Raw genomic sequence first — 19,853 nt, 5'->3', positions numbered from 1 at the left:
GGACGGCGCCCGTGGACGCGGGCCGGGACCACCGGCGGCGCGCCGAGCACACGGGAAGGCCAGGACATGACCGGAACCATCCTCATCACGGGTGCGGGCACGGGCTTCGGCAAGGAGGTCGCGCTGCGCCTGGCGGCGGCCGGGCACGAGGTGATCGCCGGGGTGGAGGCCGTCGCCCAGGTCGCGGCGGTACGCGCCGAGGCGCGGGAGCGCGGCGCGCGGCTGCGGGTGGAGAAGCTCGACGTCACCGACCAGGGCGACCGGGAGGCGGCCTGGGAGTGGGACGTGGAGGTGCTGCTCAACAACGCGGGCGTCTCCGAGGGCGGCTCCACGGTGGACATCCCGGCCGAGCGGCTGCGCCGCCAGTTCGAGGTCAACGTCTTCGGCCCGGTGCTGCTCACGCAGGGCTTCGCCCGCCGGATGGCCGCCCGCCGCTCGGGCCGCATCGTGTTCATGTCCTCCGTGGCGGGGCTGACGGTGGACCCCTTCACGGGCGCCTACGCCGGGTCCAAACACGCGGTCGAGGCGTTCGCGGACGCCCTGGACCAGGAACTCGCCGAGTTCGGCGTCACGGTCGCCACGATCAACCCGGGGCCCTTCCTCACCGGCTTCAACGACACGATGTTCGAGACGTGGAAGTCCTGGCGCGACGACCCCGCCCAGCGCCTCTTCGACTACGAGCGCCTCGCGTTCCCGCACGAGCAGTACGACCCGGAGCCGGTGTTCGAGCGGACCGTCGCCGTGCTCCTCGGCGAGGAGGACCGCTACCGCAACCTGCTGCCCGAGGAGATGGAGGCCGACACCCGGGCCCAGGTGGACGGCCAGTGGGAGCGGCGGACCAACGACGGGCGCAGGCCGGAGCTGGTGACGAAGGCGTACGAGATCGAGCCCGGCACACCGGTCTCCTGAAGGCCGCACGGCCTCAAGGGCTCGGGCCGACGGCCCGTCAGCCGCTCCCGTCCGCCGTCCGCCACCCGCCGTCCGCCACCCACCACCCGCCGTCCGCCGTCCGCCGTCCGCCGTCCGCCTCAGTCCAGCGGAACGGACGCGCGCCCCGGATCGCGCAGGTCCGTTCCGTGCGTGAGCCAGCGCTCCTGGAGCGCGGCCGCTCCGTGCACCCTCTTCCACGCCGCCTCGTTCGGGGTCATCGGCAGCAGGGGCAGGAAGGACACCGGGTCGAGCGGCGCGTCCAGCACGAGGTCCTCGACGAGTCCGCCGGGCTCGGCGACCAGGACGGAGGTGAACGGCGCCCCCGGCCACAGCGGTTCCCCGAGGTCCAGGGAGGCCCCCGGCGCCACGACCAGACCCTCCACCTGCGGGGAAGCGGCGAGCACCGCGAGCGGGCGCAGGACCTTGTCGGTGTCGGCACCCCGCGGCCGTACGGACAGCACCAGTTCCGCGCGCGGGCCCTTGACGGGGTCGGCGAGCGCCGCGGTGGGATCGGTCATCGGGGTGGCGGACATCCCGAGCGTCGCGTAGCGCACGATCCCCTCCCCGGGCCGTCCGGGGAAACGCAGCACCTCGATGCGGTCGGTGCCCAGGAAGGTGACGGCGGCGCGGGCATCGATCTCGCCGAGCGCGCCGCGCAGCCGGGCCTCTACCAGGGGGAGTACGTCTGCCATGAGGGCGACTATAGGACGGCACCGCGCCCCGGCCGCGTGCGGTGCGCGGGCAGGGCGAAGCGGCCCGGTACCTAAAACACGCGTAGGCAACGCGTATGGCACGGGCAAAGTGGGGATTGACAGAGCGACCGACTGCTAGGCTTGGCCGCTGGTCAGGGCAGCGCGCTGAAGCACGCTCTCAGCCCGACCGATGAACGCCTCGCGATACGGGGCGAACGTCCCTCACGGGGGACCGGCCGGAGGAGGTGGGGCTGCAAATGGATCGAAGTCGACCGTGCAGTACCACCCGCTCTTCCGCCCCATAGGTCCACCGGCCGGCCGCCTTGTCGGCCCGGCCGGGATCTGAGGCCGTACATACCCGGCCGTCCACCGGGTAAACGCGTTCCGGTCCCTCGCGCTCGCAGCGCGGGAGGCGGCACGTACGACGGCCCCGCAGAAGAGCCTTTCGTCACCGCCTGATCCGTTCTCCGCCCTGCCGCGGAGAGCACCCGTCAGCAGCGAAGGCCGAGACCGCAGGTGCGGTGCTCCCCGATTTGCGGACGTGCCCGGACGCCAGCCGCACGTCCCCATTCCGGGAGGTTCCACCCCGGCGCGCCCGGCCCCGCGCGAAGGAGCAGCCATGTCGATGATCCGTGACCTGCGCGCCGCGGTCCGCCCCTCCCTCCGCAAGGGCACCCCCGCCTACGAGACGACCCGTGATCCCGGCGTGCCCTCGGCGGTCGTGGACTGCGCCGTGTACCGCGAGGGGCGGCGGGTGCAGACCTCGGGTGCGCTGTCCCCGCACGAGGCGGTCCGGCTGGTCCGGCTGGGCGGCGGCTTCGCGTGGATCGGTCTGCACGAGCCGACCGAGAAGGAGTTCTCCGGCATCGCCGCCGAGTTCGGCCTGCACCCGCTCGCCGTCGAGGACGCCGTCCACGCCCACCAGCGGCCCAAGCTGGAGCGCTACGACGACACCCTGTTCACCGTCTTCAAGACGATCCACTACGTCGAGCACGACGAACTCACCGCGAACAGCGAGATCGTGGAGACCGGTGAGGTCATGTGCTTCACCGGCCGGGACTTCTTCATCACCGTCAGGCACGGCGGACAGGGCTCGCTGCGCGGGCTGCGCCACCGTCTCCAGGACGACCCGGAGCTGCTCTCGCGCGGCCCCTCCGCCGTCCTGCACTCGATCGCCGACCACGTCGTGGACGGCTACATCGCGGTCGCGGACGCGGTGCAGGACGACATCGACGAGGTGGAGACCGAGGTGTTCACCGCGCCCGGCAGGAAGGGCACCTCGCGCGGTGTGGACGCGGGGCGCATCTACCAGCTCAAGCGCGAGGTCCTGGAGTTCAAGCGCGCGGTCGCCCCGCTGCTGCGGCCCACGCAGTTGCTGAGCGAGCGTCCGATGCGGCTGATCGACCCGGACATCCAGAAGTACTTCCGCGACGTCCACGACCACCTGGCGCGGGTCCACGAGCAGGTGGTGGGCTTCGACGAACTGCTCAACTCGATCCTCCAGGCCAACCTCGCGCAGGCGACCGTCGCGCAGAACGAGGACATGCGCAAGATCACCTCGTGGGCGGCGATCATCGCGGTCCCGACGATGATCTGCGGGGTGTACGGCATGAACTTCGACCACATGCCGGAGCTGCGGTGGCGCTACGGCTATCCCGCGGTGCTGTGCTCGATCCTCGTGATCTGCTTCGCGATCCACCGTTCCCTCAAGCGCAACGGCTGGCTGTGAGGGCGCCGGACACGGGCGCGGCCGCGAGCCGGCCGGGCGCGGTCAATAGGCTGCCGTCATGACACTTACGACTGCTACGCCGCTGGAGCGGGCCCTCGTCGAGGAGGCCACCAAGAAGTCGGGCCTCGTGTGGGTGCGGGGGGCCGGTCCGGCGCGGGCCCTGTGGCACGTGTGGCACGAGGGCGCCGTGCTGCTGGTCGGGGACGGCCCCGGCGAGCAGCCGCTGCCCGGTCTGGTCGCCGGGGAGCGGGCCGAGGTCACCGTGCGCGGAAAGGACAAGGGCGCGCGGGTCGTCGGCTGGGTGGCGGACATCGAGGAACTCGCCCCGGACAGCCCGGAGTGGGAGGCGGCCGTCGCGGAGCTGAAGGGCAAGCGGCTCAACGCCCCGGACGCCGAGACGATGCCGCGGCGCTGGGCGCGCGAGTGCCGGGTGCTGCGGCTGGTGCCGGCCGGGTCCGTGCTGCCCGTACCCGACGGCTCCCTGGCGGCCGAGCCGCTGCCCACCGCGGCGACCACCCGTCAGGCGGCGCCGGAGGGCCTGCCGAAACTGCTGCTGAGGCGCAAGGACCGCAAGCCGCGCGGCTGAGCGCGTGAGCGGCGGGGGCCTGCGGCGCGCCGAGCGGTCGTGGAGGTACGGCGCGCCGGCCGGCGGTGCGGCGCGCCGAGCGGCCGGCGGGCTGCGGCGCGCCCGAGTCCTCGGGCGCCGGGCGCGCGCGTCCCCGGCGCTCGCACCCCGGCTCTCAGGCGGTCGGCAGCCGGTCCCCGTAGTCCACGGTCTCGTCGAGGCCGGGCTCCTTGAGGGCGAAGTCCTTGTTCCACTCGCTGAGCCGGATGGTGCCCGCGTCGCCCGCGCGGCGCAGCAGCAGCGGGTAGGGCTGTCCCTCCAGCGAGACGTCGAGGCTGCCGCCGCCCCCCTTGTCCCCGCTGACCTTCACGGTCCTGACGCCGGCGCTCGTGCCCCGGTCGCCCGCCACGAGGCGGCCGTGCAGGGTGAGGAGCCCGTCGAGCAGGTCCTTCTTGTCGGTGAACAGGCTCAGCATCGCGTACGAGGGGTCCTTCTTCGGGACCTTGACGTACTTGCCGTCGAGCTTGCCCGCGGCGGAGGCGGCGCTCTCCTCGTCGCCGCCCGAGGCGCCCTTCCCCGCGTCTCCCTCTTTGCCGTCCCGCGTCGTCCCGCCCGGCGACTGGTGCTGCCAGAAGGAGGTCCCGGCGCGCAGGTAGAGGTGGTCCTCGACCCGCAGCAGTTCGAAGGTGCTGCCCTTCGAGGTGACCTTGCCGAGTCCCCCGTTGGGGGCCAGCCGCATGTCGAGGGTGTAGGTGTGCCCGCCGCTGATCACGGAGCCCTTGAGGCGGACGGTGTGCGCGGTGTCCGCCGCCGACCGCGCCTTCGTGTGGATCTGGCCGGCCGGGAGCTTGCCGACGCCGTTGGTCCCGGCGTCCGGGTCCTCGCCGCATCCGGCCGCCCCGGCGAACAGGCCCAGACACAGAGCACTGACACAAGCGATCTTGGGCATACGGGCCAGAGGGAAGCGGGTCACCAGGGGTGCGCCTCTCGGTGAGGGGACGGGGGGCGGGTGGTGCGGGATGCTCCGGCGGTGCGGCGGCAGTCGGCAGCGTACCGGTGCGCGCGCGTACCGGAAGCGCTCCGTCCGTCCGGCTCTCCCACCCCGGCGGGAGAGACCGGCACGGGCTAGCCTGAAAGCCGGACAACCGGCGAACGGTGCTTTCACCGGTAAACCGGTACCGAACGGGGCGAGCACTGACGGATCAGACAGGCCGCGCGGGACTTCAGGCGGCGTGAGCGCGCGATGGGAGGAGCGAACGTGGCGGGTGCCGCTCCACGGATCTTCGTCTCGCATCTGGCCGGGATGGCCGTGTTCGACCCGAACGGCGATCTCGTGGGCCGGGTGCGCGACCTCGTGGCGATGCTGCGGATGGGCCGGCGGCCGCCGCGCGTTCTGGGCCTGGTCGTGGAGCTGCCGACCCGCCGCCGGATCTTCCTGCCGATGACCCGGGTCACCGGGATCGAGTCGGGCCAGGTCATCTCGACGGGCGTGCTCAACGTACGCCGTTTCGAGCAGCGCCCGACCGAGCGGCTGGTCCTCGGCGAGCTGCTGGACCGCAGGCTGCGGCTCCTGGACACCGACGAGGAGGTCACCGTCCTCGACGTGTCGGTGACCCAGCTGCCGGCCCGCCGCGAGTGGGAGATCGACCGGGTCTTCGTCCGCAAGGGCGCGGGGAGCACGCGGGGCCGGGTCTCGCTGCCGTGGAAGGGCGGCGGCGGGCGGCGCTCCGGGGAGACGCTGACCGTCGAGTGGTCGGCGCTGACCGGCTTCTCCCTGGAGGAGGTCGGCCAGGGCGCGGAGAACCTGCTCGCGACCTTCGAGCAGTTGCGCCCCGCCGACCTCGCCAACGTCCTGCACCACCTGTCCGCCAAGCGGCGCGCGGAGGTGGCGACGGCGCTGGACGACGACCGGCTCGCGGACGTGCTGGAGGAGCTGCCGGAGGACGATCAGGTGGAGATCATCGGTGAGCTGCAGGACGAGCGGGCCGCCGACGTCCTGGAGGCCATGGACCCGGACGACGCGGCGGACCTGCTGGGTGAGCTGCCCGAGAGCGACAAGGAGCGGCTGCTGACGCTGATGCGGCCCTCCGACGCGGCCGACGTGCGGCGGCTGATGGCGTACGAGGAGCGGACGGCGGGCGGTCTCATGACGACCGAGCCGATCGTGCTGCGGCCCGACGCGACGGTCGCCGACGCGCTGGCCCGGGTCCGTAACGCGGACCTGTCCCCGGCGCTGGCCGCGCAGGTCTACGTGTGCCGTCCGCCCGACGAGACGCCCACCGGCAAGTACCTGGGCACGGTGCACTTCCAGCGGCTGCTGCGGGACCCGCCGTACACGCTGGTCGGCTCGATGCTGGACGACGACCTGCTGCCGCTGTCCCCGGACGCGCGGCTGCCCGAGGTCGCCGGTTTCTTCGCCGCGTACGACATGGTGGCGGCGCCCGTCGTGGACGACGGGGGTTCGCTGCTGGGGGCGGTCACGGTGGACGACGTGCTCGACCACATGCTGCCCGACGACTGGCGGGAGACCGAGTACCAGCTGTCGGACGAGGTCAACGTCGAGCCGCGTACCGGGGCGGCGGGCTCCGCTCAGGGGGTGGTGCGCCGTGGCTGAACGGGAACGGGAACGGGAGCGCGGGGAGATCCGCGACCGGCTCACGGACCTGCGCGAGCGGCGCGGCCAGTCCCGGCGCCGGCACACGGAGGCGGCGAACGCGCGTGCGGCGGCGCACCCGCGCGGCGCCACGGGGGCGGCCAAGGAGGGGCGGCGGGACGCGCGGCCCTCGCGCATCCGGCTGGACCAGCCGCGCGTGCGCCGCCGGCGGCTGCTGCCGGACTACGACCCGGAGTCCTTCGGGCGGGCCTCGGAGCGCATCGCGCGTTTCCTGGGCACCGGCCGGTTCATCGTCTGGATGACGGTCATCATCATCCTGTGGGTGGTGTGGAACATCGCGGCGCCCGCACACCTGCGCTTCGACAACTACCCCTTCATCTTCCTGACGCTGATGCTCTCGCTCCAGGCCTCGTACGCGGCCCCGCTGATCCTGCTCGCGCAGAACAGGCAGGACGACCGGGACCGGGTCAACCTGGAGCAGGACCGGGCGCAGAACGAGCGGTCGATCGCCGACACCGAGTACCTGAGCCGCGAGATGGCGAGCCTGCGGATGGGGCTCGGCGAGGTCGCGACACGCGACTGGCTGCGTTCCGAACTCCAGGATCTGGTGCGGGAGCTGAGGGAGCAGGAGGAGCGCCCGCGCGAGCACAGCCAGGCGGACCAGTCGACGGACCACACCCCGTAGGCGGGCGGGGCGCCGCCGCGCGGGGTGACGAAGGCTACGCCGGGGCCTGTCCGGGCGTAGCGCGGGGCGCCGTACCATCGACGGTATGGCTACCGACACGCCCACACGGCCGAGCGAGGACGCGATCCAGGCGGCTCTCGCGACGGTGAACGACCCCGAGATCCACCGTCCCATCACCGAACTGGGGATGGTCAAATCGGTCGAGGTCTCGGACACCGGCTCGGTCGCGGTCACGGTCTACCTGACGGTCTCGGGCTGCCCGATGCGGGACACCATCACCAGCAACGTCACGGAGGCGGTCGGCGCGGTCGCCGGGGTCACCGGGGTCGAGGTCTCCCTCGACGTCATGAGCGACGAGCAGCGCCGGGAGCTGGCGTCCTCGCTGCGCGGCGGCCAGGCCGAGCGGGAGGTGCCCTTCGCCCAGCCCGGTTCGCTGACCCGGGTGTACGCGGTGGCCTCGGGCAAGGGCGGTGTCGGCAAGTCCTCGGTGACGGTGAACCTCGCGGCGGCGATGGCGGCCGACGGGCTCAAGGTCGGGGTCGTGGACGCGGACATCTACGGTCACAGCGTGCCCCGCATGCTGGGCGCGGAGGGCCGTCCCACCCAGGTCGAGAACATGATCATGCCGCCGTCCTCGCACGGCGTGAAGGTCATCTCGATCGGGATGTTCACCCCGGGCAACGCGCCGGTCGTGTGGCGCGGGCCGATGCTGCACCGCGCGCTCCAGCAGTTCCTCGCGGACGTGTACTGGGGGGACCTGGACGTCCTGCTCCTGGACCTGCCGCCGGGCACCGGTGACATCGCGATCTCCGTGGCGCAGCTCGTGCCGAACGCCGAGATCCTGGTGGTGACGACCCCGCAGCAGGCGGCGGCCGAGGTGGCCGAGCGGGCCGGTTCGATCGCGGTGCAGACGCATCAGAAGATCGTCGGCGTCGTCGAGAACATGTCGGGGATGCCCTGCCCGCACTGCGGCGAGATGGTCGACATCTTCGGTACCGGCGGCGGCCAGCTCGTGGCGGACGGCCTGACGAGGACCACGGGGGCCCAGGTGCCGGTGCTCGGCTCCATCCCCATCGACGTACGGCTGCGGGAGGGCGGCGACTCGGGCGAGCCGGTCGTGCTCTCCGACCCCGAGTCGGCGGCCGGCAGCGCGCTGCGCACCATCGCGGGCAAGCTCGGCGGCCGGGCGCGCGGACTGTCCGGCATGTCGCTGGGGATCACCCCGCGCAACAAGTTCTGACCCCGGCCACGGGAGAGGGGGCGGGCCCGGTGGGCCCGCCCCCTCTCCCGTGCCCGCGCGGGCTCAGCAGTAGTCGTCGAGGTTCTCGACCTGGCTGAAGGCGAGACCGTAGGCGCTCATACCGCGTCCGTAGGCCCCCAGGTGCACTCCGTGGGCCTCGGCGGTCCCGGCGAGGACCCAGCCGTACTCCGACTCGCGGTAGTGGAACGGGGTGGGGGCGCCGTCCACCGGGAGGGTCAGCGTGGACCAGTGCTCCCCCTCCAGGTCGTCGGCGAGTTCCCAGGCGGCCTCGGTCTGCTGGTCGAGCCAGTCGTCGCGCAGGGTGTGGTCGATCTGTCCGGGCCAGGTCACGGTGAGCAGTCCGGCGCCCGCGAGCCAGGCGGCGGAGGAGACCGTCGTGGCCTCCAGGACCCCGGTGCCGTCGGCGGTGCGCCGGCCGGGGTGCGCGGCGACGGTGACCACCGCGACGAACCGTTCCTTGTCCGCGCCCGCCTCGGTGCGTACCGAGGGCTCCTCGCCGTGGCCGAGCGCGCCGTGCTCGACGGCCCCGTCGGCGGCGACCGCCGCCTGCATCAGCCAGCGGGGCCCGGTGTACGCCGCGTCCAGCCCGTACCAGGGGAAATCGGCGCGGCGGTAGAACTCTTCCGTACGTCGGCCCGCGGGCTGGCGCGCTTTTCCGTCGTTCGCGGCGGGTGGCTGTTCGTCCACCCGACTCGTCGTCTCCATTGCGCCGCCGCCTCCTTGCTGTTCCCGGGGCGAGAGCCCCGGCAAGGCAGGATAGCCACCCGCCCGGCCGGGCCGGGTACGTGGCGGTGCGAACGACGCGGGCGGAACACGAATGGGCACGGCGCTTCGGGTGAAAAGCGCGGGCCGCCCGGACGGGGGCGAAACGGGGGCGTTACCGCTCAGGTCGCGTCGACGTCGTACGGCGGGCGGACCGGCGCGGCGGGCTTGGTCAGGTCGGCCTTGGCCGGGGCTTTGTCCAGGTCGGCCTTGCTCAGGTCGGCGCGGCTGCCGGGCACGGACTGCTTGCCGAGGTCGATCGCGGGCCGGGCGGCAGGGGCGGTGATCTCCGGTTCGTCCTCGGACTCGGTCTCCCGGCCGGTCATCGCGTCGGTCAGCTCGGTCATCTCCTTGCGGAGGTCGAAGCTGCTGCGGATCTCGGCGAGACCGAGGTCGTCGCCGCCGTTCGCGAGCTGTTTGCGGACGAACTTCTTGGGATTCAGGTCCTCGAACTCGAAATCCTTGAATTCGGGTCCGAGTTCGTCCCGGATGTCCTGCTTGGCGCTGTCGGAGAATTCCCGGATCTTCCGGATGATCCGGGCGCCGTCCTGAATCACCTTGGGCAGTTTGTCCGGACCGAAGATGAGGACGCCGAGGATGACGAGGGTCAGTACCTCGAACACACCAATGTCATTGAACACCTGATAGCTCCTCGCGATGTCCTCGTACCACAGAGGCCATCCGTGGTCCGGGCCTGCTACACGGTACCCGGCCACCCCGACATACCGGTACCGCCCAGCCCTCGCCAAGTTGTGTCACACATCGCATCGTCCTGCTTCGGAACCGACCGTTTCCCGTCTCTTTGCCCCCTCTTGACCTCGGGTTTCCCCGCTCCCCGGGCGGACCTCAGGAGTCCTCCGAGGAGCCGAGTGTGAGGCGGGTGACGTGCTCGTGGCCGCCCCTGCGGTAGGTGAGGCGCAGTTCGTCGCCGGGGCGGTGGGCGCGGATACGCACGATGAGGTCGTCGCCCGAGGTGACGGGGCGGCCGTCGGCCCGGGTGACGAGGTCTCCCGGGCGCAGCCCGGCCCGGTCGGCGGGGCCGTGCGGGGTGACGGCGCGCTGTCCCGCGGCGATCCTGGCGCCCTCTCCGTCGGCCCGCGGATCGAGGCTCACGCCGATCACGGGATGGCTGGCGTGACCGTGCTCGATGAGTTCCCCGGCGACGCGTCGGGCCTGGTTCACGGGGATCGCGAAGCCGAGGCCGACGCTGCCCGCCTGCTGCTTCTCGTCCGCCCCCGTGCCGTCGGCGGAGCGGATGGCGCTGTTGATTCCGATGACCCGGCCCCGCTCGTCGACGAGGGGCCCGCCGGAGTTGCCGGGGTTGATCGGGGCGTCGGTCTGGAGGGCGTCCACGTAGGCGACGCCGTCGCCCGTGCTCTCGCCGCCCGCGGTGACGGGGCGCTCCTTGGCGCTGATGATGCCGGAGGTCACGGTGTTGGCCAGGTCGAACGGGGAGCCGACCGCGACGACCGGGTCACCGACCTGGACTTGGTCGGAGTCGCCGAGCGGGAGCGCGGTGAGCCCCCGCACCCCGCGCACCCGGACCACCGCGAGGTCGTACCCGGCGTCCCGGCCGATCACCTCGGCGCGCACGCCCTGCCCGCCGCCGAACACGACGGCGAGGTCCCCGCCGTCCAGCGCGGGGGCCACGACGTGGTTGTTGGTGAGGATGTGGCCCCGGCGGTCGAGGACGAACCCGGTGCCGGTGCCGGACTCGCGGTCCCCGTCGGCGTGCAGAGTCACGACGCCCGGCAGGGTGCGCGCGGCGAGGTCGGCGAGGCTGCCCGGCGGCCGGTCGCCGGGGGCGGGCGCGGCCTCCGGCAGGACGAGGGTCCCGGAACCGCCCTCGCGTTCGTAGCGCGCCCCCGTCGCTCCCCCGGCCGTCCCCGCCAGGAGGGAGACGAGGGCGACGACGAGGACGAGGCGGCGGCGCCCGCGGCGCTGCCGGGGGCCGTCCGGGGGCGGCGGGGGCGCGTCCTGCGGGGCGGGCGCGGCCCAGGGGTCGTAACGCGCCCACAGGTCCGGCCGCGCCGGACTCTCGCCCTTGTCCATGGTGCTCCCGCCGCTCCCGCCGCTGGCCTCGCCCGCCCCTGGTGTGTCAGGGACGGGTCACAGGAGATTGAATCAGGTGCGCGGGACGGCGCGTTCCGGGCCCGGCCCGGAACGGGCTCGGGCTCGCGGGGGCCGCGGGCTCAGCGCCCGGGGGGCAGGGCGGCCGGGGCCGGCGGGCCCTCGGCGGTGGCCGGCTGCGCCTGTTCGGCGGGCGGACGCAGGAAGGTGTCCGGGACGGAGTGCGGCGGGGTGCGTAGGGCGGCGGCGCTGTAGACGGGCGCGGAGCCGGGCAGCAGCGGCGGCCGGACCACGGCGGCGGCGACCTGGGGGGTGGCCCCGCCGGGGGTCAGCGGCGCCGAGAGCAGCGTGGGCCGCATGGGAGCGCCCCGGGTGCCGCCCTGCGCGGCGAGCGGGGCTGGGCCGCCCGTGGTGCGGCGCCGGGTGCTCTCGCCGGGCATGCCGAGGACGCTCTGCGCCCGCTGCGGGGTCGCGTTGCTGCCCCGGGCCTCGGCCGGGCCGTCGGTGGGGGCACCGGAGGAGACCCCGCCGAGGGCGAGGGCGGCCAGGGACACGGCCCCGGCGGCGGCGAAGGCGAAGCGGCGCCCGCGCGAGGCGGGACGGGCCGGCTCGCCCGCTCCGGGGCGGCCGAGTTCGTGGACGCGGAAACCGCGTCCCTCGCCGGCCAGCGCGGGGGCGGGGGCCAGCGGCGAGCGGCCGGGCGCGAAGGACGGACGGGCGGGGGCGTACGGGAAGCCGCCCGGCCCGCCCGGGGGCATGGCGCCGCTTGGCAGGCGGCCGGGGTGGTGCGGCGGGTGCACAGGCCCGCTCAGCCCGCCGAAGGGCGCGGAGGGGACGAGGGCCCCGGGGGTTCCCGGGCGGCGGCCCGCCGGGGCGCCGGTCCGGTCCCCGGTCCAGCCCGGTCCGCCGCCGAGGGGTCCGGCGGGGTCTGACCCAGGGCCTCCGGGAAGCCCTTGAAGGCGCTCCAGGAAGCTCTGGGAGGGGGGCGGCGGCGCGGTCTGCGCGAACACGCTCTTGAGGCGGCGCTGGGCGTCCGCGTCCGCCTTGCAGCGCGGGCAGGTCGCGAGGTGCGCGAGGACCCGCTCGCGGGCGTCGTGGCCCAGCTCGCCGTCGACGAAGGCGGCGAGCCGGTCCCCGAGGTGCTGCTCGGACAGGCCGCCCCGGGCGGCGTGGGGACGTGATCCACTCACGCGCTCGCGCCTCCCCCTCCCAGCGCGGGCACCGGGCTCACCAGGAGTCCGCGCCGCTCGGCGCGGGCCTCGGGGGAACGGTGCTTGAGGGCCTTGCGCAGCTGCGAACGGCCCCGGTGGATGCGGCTGCGGACGGTGCCGAGCTTCACGTCCAGGGTCGCCGCGATCTCCTCGTAGGACAGGCCCTCGATGTCGCACAGCACGACGGCGGCGCGGAACTCCGGGGCGAGGGTGTCCAGCGCCTGCTGGACGTCCGCGTCGAAGTGGGTGTCGTGGAAGACCTGCTGCGGGGAGGGCTCGCGGCTGGGCAGCCGCTCGGCCGCGTCGTCGCCGAGCGCGTCGAAGCGGATGCGCTGCTTGCGGCGGACCATGTCCAGGAACAGGTTGGTCGTGATGCGGTGCAGCCAGCCCTCGAAGGTGCCGGGGGTGTAGGTGGACAGCGAGCGGAAGACGCGCACGAAGACCTCCTGGGTGAGGTCCTCCGCGTCGTGCTGGTTGCCCGTCAGCCGGTAGGCGAGCCGGTAGACCCGGGCGCTGTGCGTGCTGACGATCTCCTCCCAGGTGGGCGGGGTCCACGCCTGCGATTCCGCATCAGCGGCGAAGGTCGCGGTCCGTGCGGAGTCAGCGGCGGGAGCACCCTCGCGGGCCGCGGCGGCCTGCGGAAGGGATCGGTCAGCGGTGTCGGTCACAGATTTCGGCCCGGCCGACGCCCCGGCGAAGCGCCTGGGCGCTCCTCCGCGGTCACCAGTCGTGGCCGCACCTCCCCTGTCGGCTCTGGTGGTGGTGTCCAGTGGAGCACCCACCATAGCCATACGGACCGTTAGCTCCGGATAAGGGAGTTTGCCGGGATTCACCGGGGCCGGGGTCCACGTCAGCGCCCGTGGCCGCACCCCGTACGACCGGCGCGGACGCGGGACCGCGGCCAGTGCCGTACCGCCTTCTTCCCGCATGCTCAGCCTCCTTCGGCCGGGTCCTGACCTCGCCGCTTCGCCGCGCCCCTGTCCGGGGGCTGACTTCACGCTCTCTTAACGTCCGGTCCCATCTGCGGGTTCCCTTGGCCAACGGATACAGTCACGGCCAGGCAACTACTGGGCAAGGAGAGGCTCATTACCGGCAACCGGCAGACGGGCTGGGCGTTGGCCGACGCCTTTGTCGCCGAGGACGAGGCGTTGCTGTGGGCCAGGGACCGGGCCCACGAGGCAGGGCTGCGCCCGGTGTCCCCCGGGACCGGCGCCGCACTGTGCCTGCTCGCCGCCTCGGTGGACGCGAAGGCCGTCGCGGAGATCGGCACCGGCACCGGGGTCTCCGGCATCCACCTGCTGCGGGGGATGCGGCCCGACGGGGTGCTGACCACGGTGGACCCGGAGCCGGAGCGGCAGCAGTTCGCCAAGCAGGCGTTCCGCGCGGCCGGTTTCGCCGGCAACCGGGCCCGCTTCATCCCCGGCCGGGCGCTCGACGTCCTGCCCCGCCTCGCGGACGGCGGCTACGACCTCGTGTTCTGCGACGGGGACCGGCTGGAGTGCCTGGAGTGCCTCGGGGAGGCGCTGCGGCTGCTGCGGCCGGGCGGTCTGGTCTGCTTCGAGGGGCTGTTCGCGGACGGCAGGACCTTCGGCCCCGGCCCGCAGCCCGTGGAGGTGACCCGGCTGCGCGACCTGTCCCGGGTCGTGCGCGAGCACCCGGACCTGATCCCCTCGCTGCTCCCGGTGGGCGACGGCCTGCTGTGCGCGGTGGTGCGCTGAGCCGTTTCCGGGATCTGAGGGCCCGCGCCGTCCGGGACGGCGCGGGCCCTCACGCCGTCCCGTGACATGCCGCTGCCCCGGTCCGCTGGGCGGACCGGGGCAGTGACAAGGTGGTGGCGTGCTCGGCGGTCACGGTGTCGTGGCCGGGCCCTGCCGGAGGTGTCAGCCGACGACCTTCTTCAGCGCGTCGCCCAGGGCGTCCGCCTCGTCCGGGGTCAGCTCGACGACGAGTCGACCGCCGCCTTCGAGCGGAACGCGCATGACGATGCCCCGCCCCTCCTTGGTCACCTCGAGCGGGCCGTCGCCCGTTCGCGGCTTCATGGCCGCCATGCTCGTTCCCCTTCCTGAAACCAGCTCATCGCAGCCGGCGGCCCCATGACAGGCGCTGCCTCACCGGCATCGAACACATTGCTTCTAGGCCATTATCCCGCATGGTTGACCCCGATGACCAACATCGGCCGGCCTCGCTTGCGCAACGCGCTTGATCAAAACCACTCAATTCGGCGATGTGGCTGCGATACTGCCCCGCTTCCCATGGCCCCGGGGCCCGGATTTATTTAGACGCAGGTCACATTCGCCCTGCGACGCGGCTCACACCGGACGGTCCGGGTGGGCGCGAGGTGATCTCCGTCATGCCGTACGGGCGCGGCGCGGACGATGATGGGGCGGTACAGCCCGGCCGACGCAGAGGTCGGCGGGACGCCGACCCCGAGGGGACCCCTTTCATGGCCGACACCGTGCTCTACGACGTGACCGACGGCCTCGCGACGATCACGCTCAACCGTCCCGAGGCCATGAACGCGCTCAACACCGAGGCGAAGGTCGCCCTGCGGGACGCGCTCCAGTCGGCCGCCGTGGACGGGGACGTGCGGGCGGTGCTGCTGACCGCGAGTGGCCGCGCCTTCTGCGTGGGCCAGGACCTCAAGGAACACGTCCAGAACCTCATGGCGGACCGCGAGGGCGGCGACGGCGGCACGATGAGCACGGTGCGCGAGCACTACAACCCGATCGTCAAGGCGATCACCGGGATGCCCAAGCCGGTCGTCGCGGGCGTGAACGGGGTCGCGGCCGGGGCCGGTTTCGGTTTCGCGCTGGCCGCCGACTACCGCGTGGTCGCCGACACCGCCGCCTTCAACACCTCGTTCGCGGGCGTCGCGCTGACCGCGGACTCGGGTCTCTCCTGGACCCTGCCGCGGGCGATCGGCCACAGCCGCGCCTCGGACCTGATGCTCTTCCCGAGGAACGTGAGCGCGCGCGAGGCGTACGAGCTGGGGATCGCCAACCGTCTCGTACCGGCCGGGGAGCTGGCCGCGACGGCGCTGGAGGTGGCCCGCACCCTCGCCTCCGGCCCCACCGTGTCGTACGCCTCGCTCAAGGGCTCGCTGCACTTCGCCGCCTCCAGCGACCTCGACGCGGCGCTGGAGAAGGAGGACGAGCTCCAGACGCACGCGGGCTCCTCCGAGGACCACGCGATCGCCGTACGCGCCTTCCTGGCCAAGGAGAAGCCCGTCTACCTGGGCCGCTGAGCCGCGGGCGCGCGGCTCGGTCAGCGCCCGAGGCCGCGCGCCACGCAGGCCGTCAGGTGGTCGTCCACGAGTCCGCAGGACTGCATGAGCGCGTAGGCGGTGGTCGGCCCGACGAAGCGCAGCCCCCGCTTCTTGAGGCTCCCCGCGAGCGCCGTGGACTCCTCGGTGACGGCGGGGACGTCGGCGGTCGTGCGGGGCGCCGGGCGGCTGCCCGGGGCGGGGGCGAAGGACCACACGAGGGACGTGAGTTCACCGGCCGGCCAGTCGGCCAGCAGCCGGGCGTTGGCGAGGACGGCGTCGATCTTGCGGCCGTTGCGGATGATGCCGGGGTCGGCGAGCAGGCGTTCCCGGTCCTGTGCGGTGAACCCGGCGACGGCGGCGGTGCGGAAGCCGGCGAAGGCCGCGCGGAAGGCGGGCCTGCGGCGCAGGATCGTGATCCAGGACAGCCCGGACTGGAACGCCTCCAGCGCGAGGCGTTCGAACAGCGCGTCGTCCCCGCGTACCGGCCGGCCCCATTCCTCGTCGTGGTAGGCGAGGTAGTCGGGGGTGGACAGCCCCCACGGGCAGCGAGGCCGGCCGTCGGGGCCCGGGAGCGCTCCGCCGTTCACCTGCCGCCGCCCTCCCCGGCCCCGCGCGGATCGCGGTGCGCGCCGTCCGGGGCGGTGGGGCGGGGGGCGGCGAGCGCCTCCTCCAGCGCGGCGATGCGGGCCTCGCGTTCGGCGAGTTCGGCGCCGAGGCGGGCGAGCGCGTCGTCCACGTCGCTCATCCGGTAGCCGCGCAGGGTGAGCGGGAAGCGCAGGGTCTCGACGTCGGCGCGGTGCACGGGCCGGTCGGCGGGGAGCGGGTCGTGGAGCCGTTCCGGGGGCGCCTCGGGCAGGACCGCGCCCTCGCCGTGGCCGAGTACCGCGAGCGTCACGGCGGCCACCACCACGACGAGCGCGATGACCAAGAACCAAAACATGACCATTTTCCCGGGTCCCCACGGTCGGTGTGTCGCTGCGTCTTCCTCCGGGGTACGGCGGTGCCGAAACCTCCGGGTGACGATCGTGCCATGAGCGGGCGCCGGTTAAGGTCGCAGGCGGTCACCCCTTGCCAGTGCCGGGGTGGCGGTACGGGCCTGGGGGCCGTGGGCAGGGGCCGGGAGGCCGGAAGTGGAGTGCGCCGGAATGTTGCGTCTGGGCCGCCGGGAGTTCGCCGCGCACGAGCCGGTGATCATGGCCATCGTGAACCGGACCCCGGACTCCTTCTACGACCGGGGGGCGACCTTCGGCGACGCGCAGGCCCTGGCGCGGGTCGAGCGGGCCGTCGCGGAGGGCGCCGCCGTCATCGACGTCGGCGGGGTCAAGGCGGGTCCGGGCGAGGAGGTCTCGGCCGAGGAGGAGACGCGGCGCACCGTCGGTTTCGTCGCCGAGGTCAGGCGCCGCTTCCCCGACGTGGTGATCAGCGTCGACACCTGGCGCCACGAGGTCGGCGAGGCGGTGTGCGAGGCGGGCGCGGACCTGCTCAACGACGCGTGGGGCGGGGTGGACCCGAAGCTCGCCGAGGTCGCGGCGCGGTACGGGGCGGGCCTGGTGTGCACGCACGCGGGCGGGGCCGAGCCGAGGACGCGTCCGCACCGGGTGGCGTACGAGGACGTGATGGCGGACATCCTGCGGGTGACCGTGGGCCTGGCCGAGCGGGCGGTCGCGCTGGGCGTGCCGAGGGAGTCGGTCCTGATCGACCCGGGACACGACTTCGGGAAGAACACGCGCCACTCGCTGGAGGCGACGCGGCGGCTGCCGGAGATGGCGGCGACCGGCTGGCCGGTGCTGGTGTCGCTGTCCAACAAGGACTTCGTCGGGGAGACCCTGGACCGGCCGGTCAAGGAGCGGCTGCTGGGGACCCTCGCGACGACGGCGGTCTCGGCCTGGCTGGGCGCGCGGGTGTACCGGGTGCACGAGGTCGCCGAGACCCGCCAGGTGCTCGACATGGTCGCCTCGATCGCGGGGCACCGGGAGCCGGCCGTCGCACGGCGGGGGCTGGCCTGAGCCGCGCCCCCGCCCCGCTCGGGAGAGAGAGGGCCCCTCAGCGGCCGGCCTCCTTGGTGACGAGCTTCACCGCCTCGTCCACGTCGTCGGTGAGGTGGAAGAGGTCGAGGTCCTTCTCGGACGCCTTGCCCTGCGCGATGACCGTCTGCCGCAGCCAGTGCACCAGGCCGCCCCAGTACTCCGTGCCGAACAGCACGATCGGGAAGCGGGTGACCTTCTGCGTCTGGACCAGGGTCAGCGCCTCGAACAGCTCGTCGAGGGTGCCGAGGCCGCCGGGCAGCACCACGAAACCGCGGGCGTACTTGACGAACATGATCTTCCGTACGAAGAAGTAGCGGAAGTTGACCGCGATGTCGACGTACGGGTTGAGGCCCTGTTCGAAGGGCAGCTCGATGCCGAGCCCGACCGAGACGCCCTGCGCCTCCCAGGCCCCCTTGTTGGCGGCCTCCATCGCGCCGGGACCGCCCCCGGTGATGACCGCGTAACCGGCCTCGCTGAGCGCCTTGCCGATGCGCACGCCGAGCGCGTACTCGGGCGCCTCGGGCTTGGTCCGGGCCGAGCCGAACACGCTGATCGCGGGCGGGAGTTCGGCGAGCGCGCCGAATCCGTCCACGAGTTCGGACTGCATCCGCATGACCCGCCAGGGATCGGTGTGCACCCAGTCGGTGCCACCGCGCGAGTCCAGCAGCCGCTGGTCGGTCGTCCCCGGCTGGACCTGATCGCGCCTGCGCACCACGGGTCCGAGCCGCTGTTCCTCCACCGGCCCGCTCGATTCGAGACTGCCCATAGCGCTCCCCTCTCTGCTTCGGTCCGCCCAGGGTAGGTCTTCGCACGTGACGCCGGGTGCACGCGCGGATGACGGTCAGGCGGTCAGCCAGTTCCGCAGGCGTTCCTCGACGGCCAGGATCGTGGCGGTGTCCACGCGTTCGTCCCGCTTGTGGGCGAGCAGGGGGTTGCCGGGGCCGTAGTTGACGGCCGGTACGCCCAGGGCGCTGAAGCGGGCCACGTCGGTCCACCCGAACTTGGGGCGCGGCGTGCCGCCGACGGCCTTCATGAACGCGGCGGCGGCCGGGTGGGAGAGTCCGGGCAGCGCGGCCCCGCTGTGGTCGTCGATCTCGAACTCGGCGACCCCGCAGCCGGCGAAGACCTCGCGCACGTGGTCGAGGGCCTCGGCGTCGGTGCGGTCGGGCGCGTAGCGGAAGTTCACCGTGACGGTGCAGGCGTCGGGGATGACGTTGCCCGCGACTCCGCCCTCGATCGCGACGGCGTTGAGGCCCTCGTGGTACTCCAGTCCGTCGATGACGGGGCGGCGCGGCTGGTACTCGGCGAGCCTCCGCAGGATCGGCGCGGCGGCGTGGATGGCGTTGGAGCCCATCCAGGAGCGCGCGGAGTGCGCGCGTTCCCCGGCGGTGCGCAGGTGGACCCGCAGCGTGCCCTGGCAGCCGCCCTCGATCTCCCCGTCGGAGGACTCGAGCAGGATCGCGAAGTCCCCGGCCAGCCAGTCCGGATGGGCCTCGGCGACGTGGCCGAGCCCGTTGAGGTGCGCGGCGACCTCCTCGTTGTCGTAGAACACGAAGGTCAGGTCGCGGTTGGGCGCGGGGACGGTCGCGGCGATGCGCAGCTGCACGGCGACGCCGGACTTCATGTCACTGGTGCCGCAGCCCCACAGCACGCCGTCCTCGTCGAGCCGGGAGGGCACGTTGTCCGCGATGGGCACGGTGTCGAGGTGACCGGCGAGCACGACGCGTTCGGGGCGGCCGAGGTGGGTGCGGGCCACGACGTTGTTGCCGTACCGGTCGACCGTCAGGTGGGGCAGGGCGCGCAGCGCGGCCTCGACGGCGTCGGCGAGCGGCCCCTCCTGCCCGCTCTCGGAGCGGAAGTCGACGAGGGCCGCGGTCAGTACGGCGGCGTCCGCGCCCAGGTCGAGACGGGGTTCCTGGCCGGCCGGGGCGATCTTGGTGCCGGGCTTCTTGACCGGCGTGTCACCGGTGGGGTTGTCGGACATGGAGCGAGCGTAACGCCTGGGCACGGCCCCTTCCGGGTACCCCGCGCGGGGTCGGGGC

The 19,853-nt window shown here is 73.5% G+C and carries 21 protein-coding genes; 9 read left to right on the top strand and 12 right to left on the bottom strand.

Going from position 1 to position 19,853, the window contains the following annotated elements:
* Positions 1 to 66 precede the first annotated feature (66 nt).
* A complete protein-coding gene (locus tag ACFYMP_RS03835) occupies positions 67 to 909 on the top strand; it encodes an SDR family oxidoreductase (protein WP_388850014.1) in 843 nt (280 codons plus the stop codon).
* 119 nt (positions 910 to 1,028) lie between these two features.
* Here ACFYMP_RS03835 and ACFYMP_RS03830 read toward each other — a convergent pair whose 3' ends face one another.
* Complete coding sequence (locus ACFYMP_RS03830; protein ID WP_388850011.1) at positions 1,029 to 1,622, bottom strand: suppressor of fused domain protein; 594 nt, start codon at positions 1,620 to 1,622, stop codon at positions 1,029 to 1,031.
* A 619-nt stretch (positions 1,623 to 2,241) separates the two neighbouring features.
* Between ACFYMP_RS03830 and ACFYMP_RS03825 the strand changes: the two genes are divergently transcribed.
* Both ACFYMP_RS03825 and ACFYMP_RS03820 read left to right on the top strand, forming a co-directional pair.
* Positions 2,242 to 3,351: a magnesium and cobalt transport protein CorA gene (locus ACFYMP_RS03825; RefSeq protein ID WP_388850008.1), complete on the top strand. Its 1,110-nt coding sequence runs from the start codon at positions 2,242 to 2,244 to the stop codon at positions 3,349 to 3,351.
* Positions 3,352 to 3,409: 58 nt separating this feature from the next.
* Entirely contained in the window at positions 3,410 to 3,937 is a 528-nt protein-coding gene (locus ACFYMP_RS03820) for a hypothetical protein (RefSeq protein WP_388850005.1), read from the top strand.
* Positions 3,938 to 4,091: 154 nt separating this feature from the next.
* Here the strand turns inward: ACFYMP_RS03820 and ACFYMP_RS03815 are convergent, their stop codons facing one another.
* Positions 4,092 to 4,889, bottom strand: coding sequence for a hypothetical protein (locus tag ACFYMP_RS03815; protein WP_388850002.1), 798 nt, complete (start codon positions 4,887 to 4,889; stop codon positions 4,092 to 4,094).
* Positions 4,890 to 5,174: 285 nt separating this feature from the next.
* On the opposite strand from ACFYMP_RS03815, the gene ACFYMP_RS03810 reads away from it, so the two are divergent.
* From ACFYMP_RS03810 to ACFYMP_RS03800, 3 genes are all read left to right on the top strand, one after another.
* Positions 5,175 to 6,530 carry a magnesium transporter MgtE N-terminal domain-containing protein gene (locus ACFYMP_RS03810; protein WP_388849999.1) on the top strand — a complete coding sequence of 452 codons (1,356 nt, stop codon included), beginning with the start codon at positions 5,175 to 5,177 and terminating at the stop codon, positions 6,528 to 6,530.
* A gap of 49 nt (positions 6,531 to 6,579) precedes the next feature.
* Positions 6,580 to 7,215: a DUF1003 domain-containing protein gene (locus ACFYMP_RS03805; protein WP_388850974.1), complete on the top strand. Its 636-nt coding sequence runs from the start codon at positions 6,580 to 6,582 to the stop codon at positions 7,213 to 7,215.
* 85 nt (positions 7,216 to 7,300) lie between these two features.
* On the top strand, positions 7,301 to 8,455 hold the full coding sequence (locus ACFYMP_RS03800) for an Mrp/NBP35 family ATP-binding protein (RefSeq protein WP_388849996.1): 1,155 nt from the start codon (positions 7,301 to 7,303) through the stop codon (positions 8,453 to 8,455).
* A 63-nt stretch (positions 8,456 to 8,518) separates the two neighbouring features.
* Here the strand turns inward: ACFYMP_RS03800 and ACFYMP_RS03795 are convergent, their stop codons facing one another.
* From ACFYMP_RS03795 to sigE, 5 genes are all read right to left on the bottom strand, one after another.
* On the bottom strand, positions 8,519 to 9,181 hold the full coding sequence (locus ACFYMP_RS03795) for a hypothetical protein (RefSeq protein WP_388849993.1): 663 nt from the start codon (positions 9,179 to 9,181) through the stop codon (positions 8,519 to 8,521).
* 179 nt (positions 9,182 to 9,360) lie between these two features.
* Positions 9,361 to 9,879, bottom strand: coding sequence for a sec-independent translocase (locus tag ACFYMP_RS03790; RefSeq protein ID WP_388849990.1), 519 nt, complete (start codon positions 9,877 to 9,879; stop codon positions 9,361 to 9,363).
* Positions 9,880 to 10,084: 205 nt separating this feature from the next.
* On the bottom strand, positions 10,085 to 11,290 hold the full coding sequence (locus tag ACFYMP_RS03785) for a S1C family serine protease (protein ID WP_388849987.1): 1,206 nt from the start codon (positions 11,288 to 11,290) through the stop codon (positions 10,085 to 10,087).
* A gap of 140 nt (positions 11,291 to 11,430) precedes the next feature.
* Entirely contained in the window at positions 11,431 to 12,498 is a 1,068-nt protein-coding gene (locus ACFYMP_RS03780) for an anti-sigma factor family protein (protein WP_388849984.1), read from the bottom strand.
* A complete protein-coding gene (gene sigE, locus ACFYMP_RS03775) occupies positions 12,495 to 13,304 on the bottom strand; it encodes an RNA polymerase sigma factor SigE (RefSeq protein WP_388850971.1) in 810 nt (269 codons plus the stop codon). The genes ACFYMP_RS03780 and sigE overlap by 4 nt, the downstream gene beginning before the upstream one ends.
* 330 nt (positions 13,305 to 13,634) lie before the next feature.
* Between sigE and ACFYMP_RS03770 the strand changes: the two genes are divergently transcribed.
* Positions 13,635 to 14,237, top strand: coding sequence for an O-methyltransferase (locus tag ACFYMP_RS03770; RefSeq protein ID WP_388849981.1), 603 nt, complete (start codon positions 13,635 to 13,637; stop codon positions 14,235 to 14,237).
* 162 nt (positions 14,238 to 14,399) lie between these two features.
* Here the strand turns inward: ACFYMP_RS03770 and ACFYMP_RS03765 are convergent, their stop codons facing one another.
* Positions 14,400 to 14,567, bottom strand: coding sequence for a DUF3117 domain-containing protein (locus ACFYMP_RS03765; RefSeq protein ID WP_003966491.1), 168 nt, complete (start codon positions 14,565 to 14,567; stop codon positions 14,400 to 14,402).
* Positions 14,568 to 14,962: 395 nt separating this feature from the next.
* On the opposite strand from ACFYMP_RS03765, the gene ACFYMP_RS03760 reads away from it, so the two are divergent.
* The gene (locus ACFYMP_RS03760) at positions 14,963 to 15,763 is read left to right on the top strand and encodes an enoyl-CoA hydratase/isomerase family protein (protein WP_388849978.1); all 801 of its coding nucleotides are present in this window, start codon (positions 14,963 to 14,965) and stop codon (positions 15,761 to 15,763) included.
* Between the two features lie 20 nt (positions 15,764 to 15,783).
* On the opposite strand, the gene ACFYMP_RS03755 is transcribed toward ACFYMP_RS03760, so the two are convergent.
* Together ACFYMP_RS03755 and ACFYMP_RS03750 are read right to left on the bottom strand one after the other, a co-directional pair.
* Positions 15,784 to 16,371, bottom strand: coding sequence for a DNA-3-methyladenine glycosylase I (locus ACFYMP_RS03755; RefSeq protein ID WP_388849975.1), 588 nt, complete (start codon positions 16,369 to 16,371; stop codon positions 15,784 to 15,786).
* Positions 16,368 to 16,730, bottom strand: coding sequence for a DivIVA domain-containing protein (locus tag ACFYMP_RS03750; protein WP_388849972.1), 363 nt, complete (start codon positions 16,728 to 16,730; stop codon positions 16,368 to 16,370). Before ACFYMP_RS03750 ends, ACFYMP_RS03755 begins: the two co-directional genes overlap by 4 nt.
* Before the next feature lie 199 nt (positions 16,731 to 16,929).
* Here ACFYMP_RS03750 and folP point away from each other — a divergent pair, with 199 nt between their 5' ends.
* A complete protein-coding gene (gene folP / locus ACFYMP_RS03745) occupies positions 16,930 to 17,790 on the top strand; it encodes a dihydropteroate synthase (RefSeq protein ID WP_388849969.1) in 861 nt (286 codons plus the stop codon).
* 37 nt (positions 17,791 to 17,827) lie between these two features.
* On the opposite strand, the gene ACFYMP_RS03740 is transcribed toward folP, so the two are convergent.
* Both ACFYMP_RS03740 and dapE read right to left on the bottom strand, forming a co-directional pair.
* Positions 17,828 to 18,577, bottom strand: coding sequence for a TIGR00730 family Rossman fold protein (locus ACFYMP_RS03740; RefSeq protein ID WP_388849966.1), 750 nt, complete (start codon positions 18,575 to 18,577; stop codon positions 17,828 to 17,830).
* A 75-nt stretch (positions 18,578 to 18,652) separates the two neighbouring features.
* Complete coding sequence (dapE, locus tag ACFYMP_RS03735; RefSeq protein WP_388849963.1) at positions 18,653 to 19,795, bottom strand: succinyl-diaminopimelate desuccinylase; 1,143 nt, start codon at positions 19,793 to 19,795, stop codon at positions 18,653 to 18,655.
* Between the last annotated feature and the right edge of the window lie 58 nt (positions 19,796 to 19,853).

Source organism: Streptomyces sp. NPDC007088 (assembly GCF_042869355.1).
Taxonomy (GTDB): Bacteria; Actinomycetota; Actinomycetes; order Streptomycetales; family Streptomycetaceae; genus Streptomyces.
This window is presented reverse-complemented; position numbering and strand designations above follow the sequence as displayed.

Coding starts and splice junctions, on each gene's coding strand:
- ACFYMP_RS03795 (WP_388849993.1), bottom strand. CDS start 9,181: ATGGAGACGACGAGTCGGGTGGACGAACAGCCACCCGCCGCGAACGAC.
- ACFYMP_RS03750 (WP_388849972.1), bottom strand. CDS start 16,730: ATGGTCATGTTTTGGTTCTTGGTCATCGCGCTCGTCGTGGTGGTGGCC.
- ACFYMP_RS03760 (WP_388849978.1), top strand. CDS start 14,963: ATGGCCGACACCGTGCTCTACGACGTGACCGACGGCCTCGCGACGATC.
- ACFYMP_RS03765 (WP_003966491.1), bottom strand. CDS start 14,567: ATGGCGGCCATGAAGCCGCGAACGGGCGACGGCCCGCTCGAGGTGACC.
- folP (WP_388849969.1), top strand. CDS start 16,930: ATGTTGCGTCTGGGCCGCCGGGAGTTCGCCGCGCACGAGCCGGTGATC.
- ACFYMP_RS03820 (WP_388850005.1), top strand. CDS start 3,410: ATGACACTTACGACTGCTACGCCGCTGGAGCGGGCCCTCGTCGAGGAG.
- ACFYMP_RS03785 (WP_388849987.1), bottom strand. CDS start 11,290: ATGGACAAGGGCGAGAGTCCGGCGCGGCCGGACCTGTGGGCGCGTTAC.
- ACFYMP_RS03835 (WP_388850014.1), top strand. CDS start 67: ATGACCGGAACCATCCTCATCACGGGTGCGGGCACGGGCTTCGGCAAG.
- sigE (WP_388850971.1), bottom strand. CDS start 13,304: ATGGTGGGTGCTCCACTGGACACCACCACCAGAGCCGACAGGGGAGGT.
- ACFYMP_RS03800 (WP_388849996.1), top strand. CDS start 7,301: ATGGCTACCGACACGCCCACACGGCCGAGCGAGGACGCGATCCAGGCG.
- dapE (WP_388849963.1), bottom strand. CDS start 19,795: ATGTCCGACAACCCCACCGGTGACACGCCGGTCAAGAAGCCCGGCACC.
- ACFYMP_RS03830 (WP_388850011.1), bottom strand. CDS start 1,622: ATGGCAGACGTACTCCCCCTGGTAGAGGCCCGGCTGCGCGGCGCGCTC.
- ACFYMP_RS03825 (WP_388850008.1), top strand. CDS start 2,242: ATGTCGATGATCCGTGACCTGCGCGCCGCGGTCCGCCCCTCCCTCCGC.
- ACFYMP_RS03740 (WP_388849966.1), bottom strand. CDS start 18,577: ATGGGCAGTCTCGAATCGAGCGGGCCGGTGGAGGAACAGCGGCTCGGA.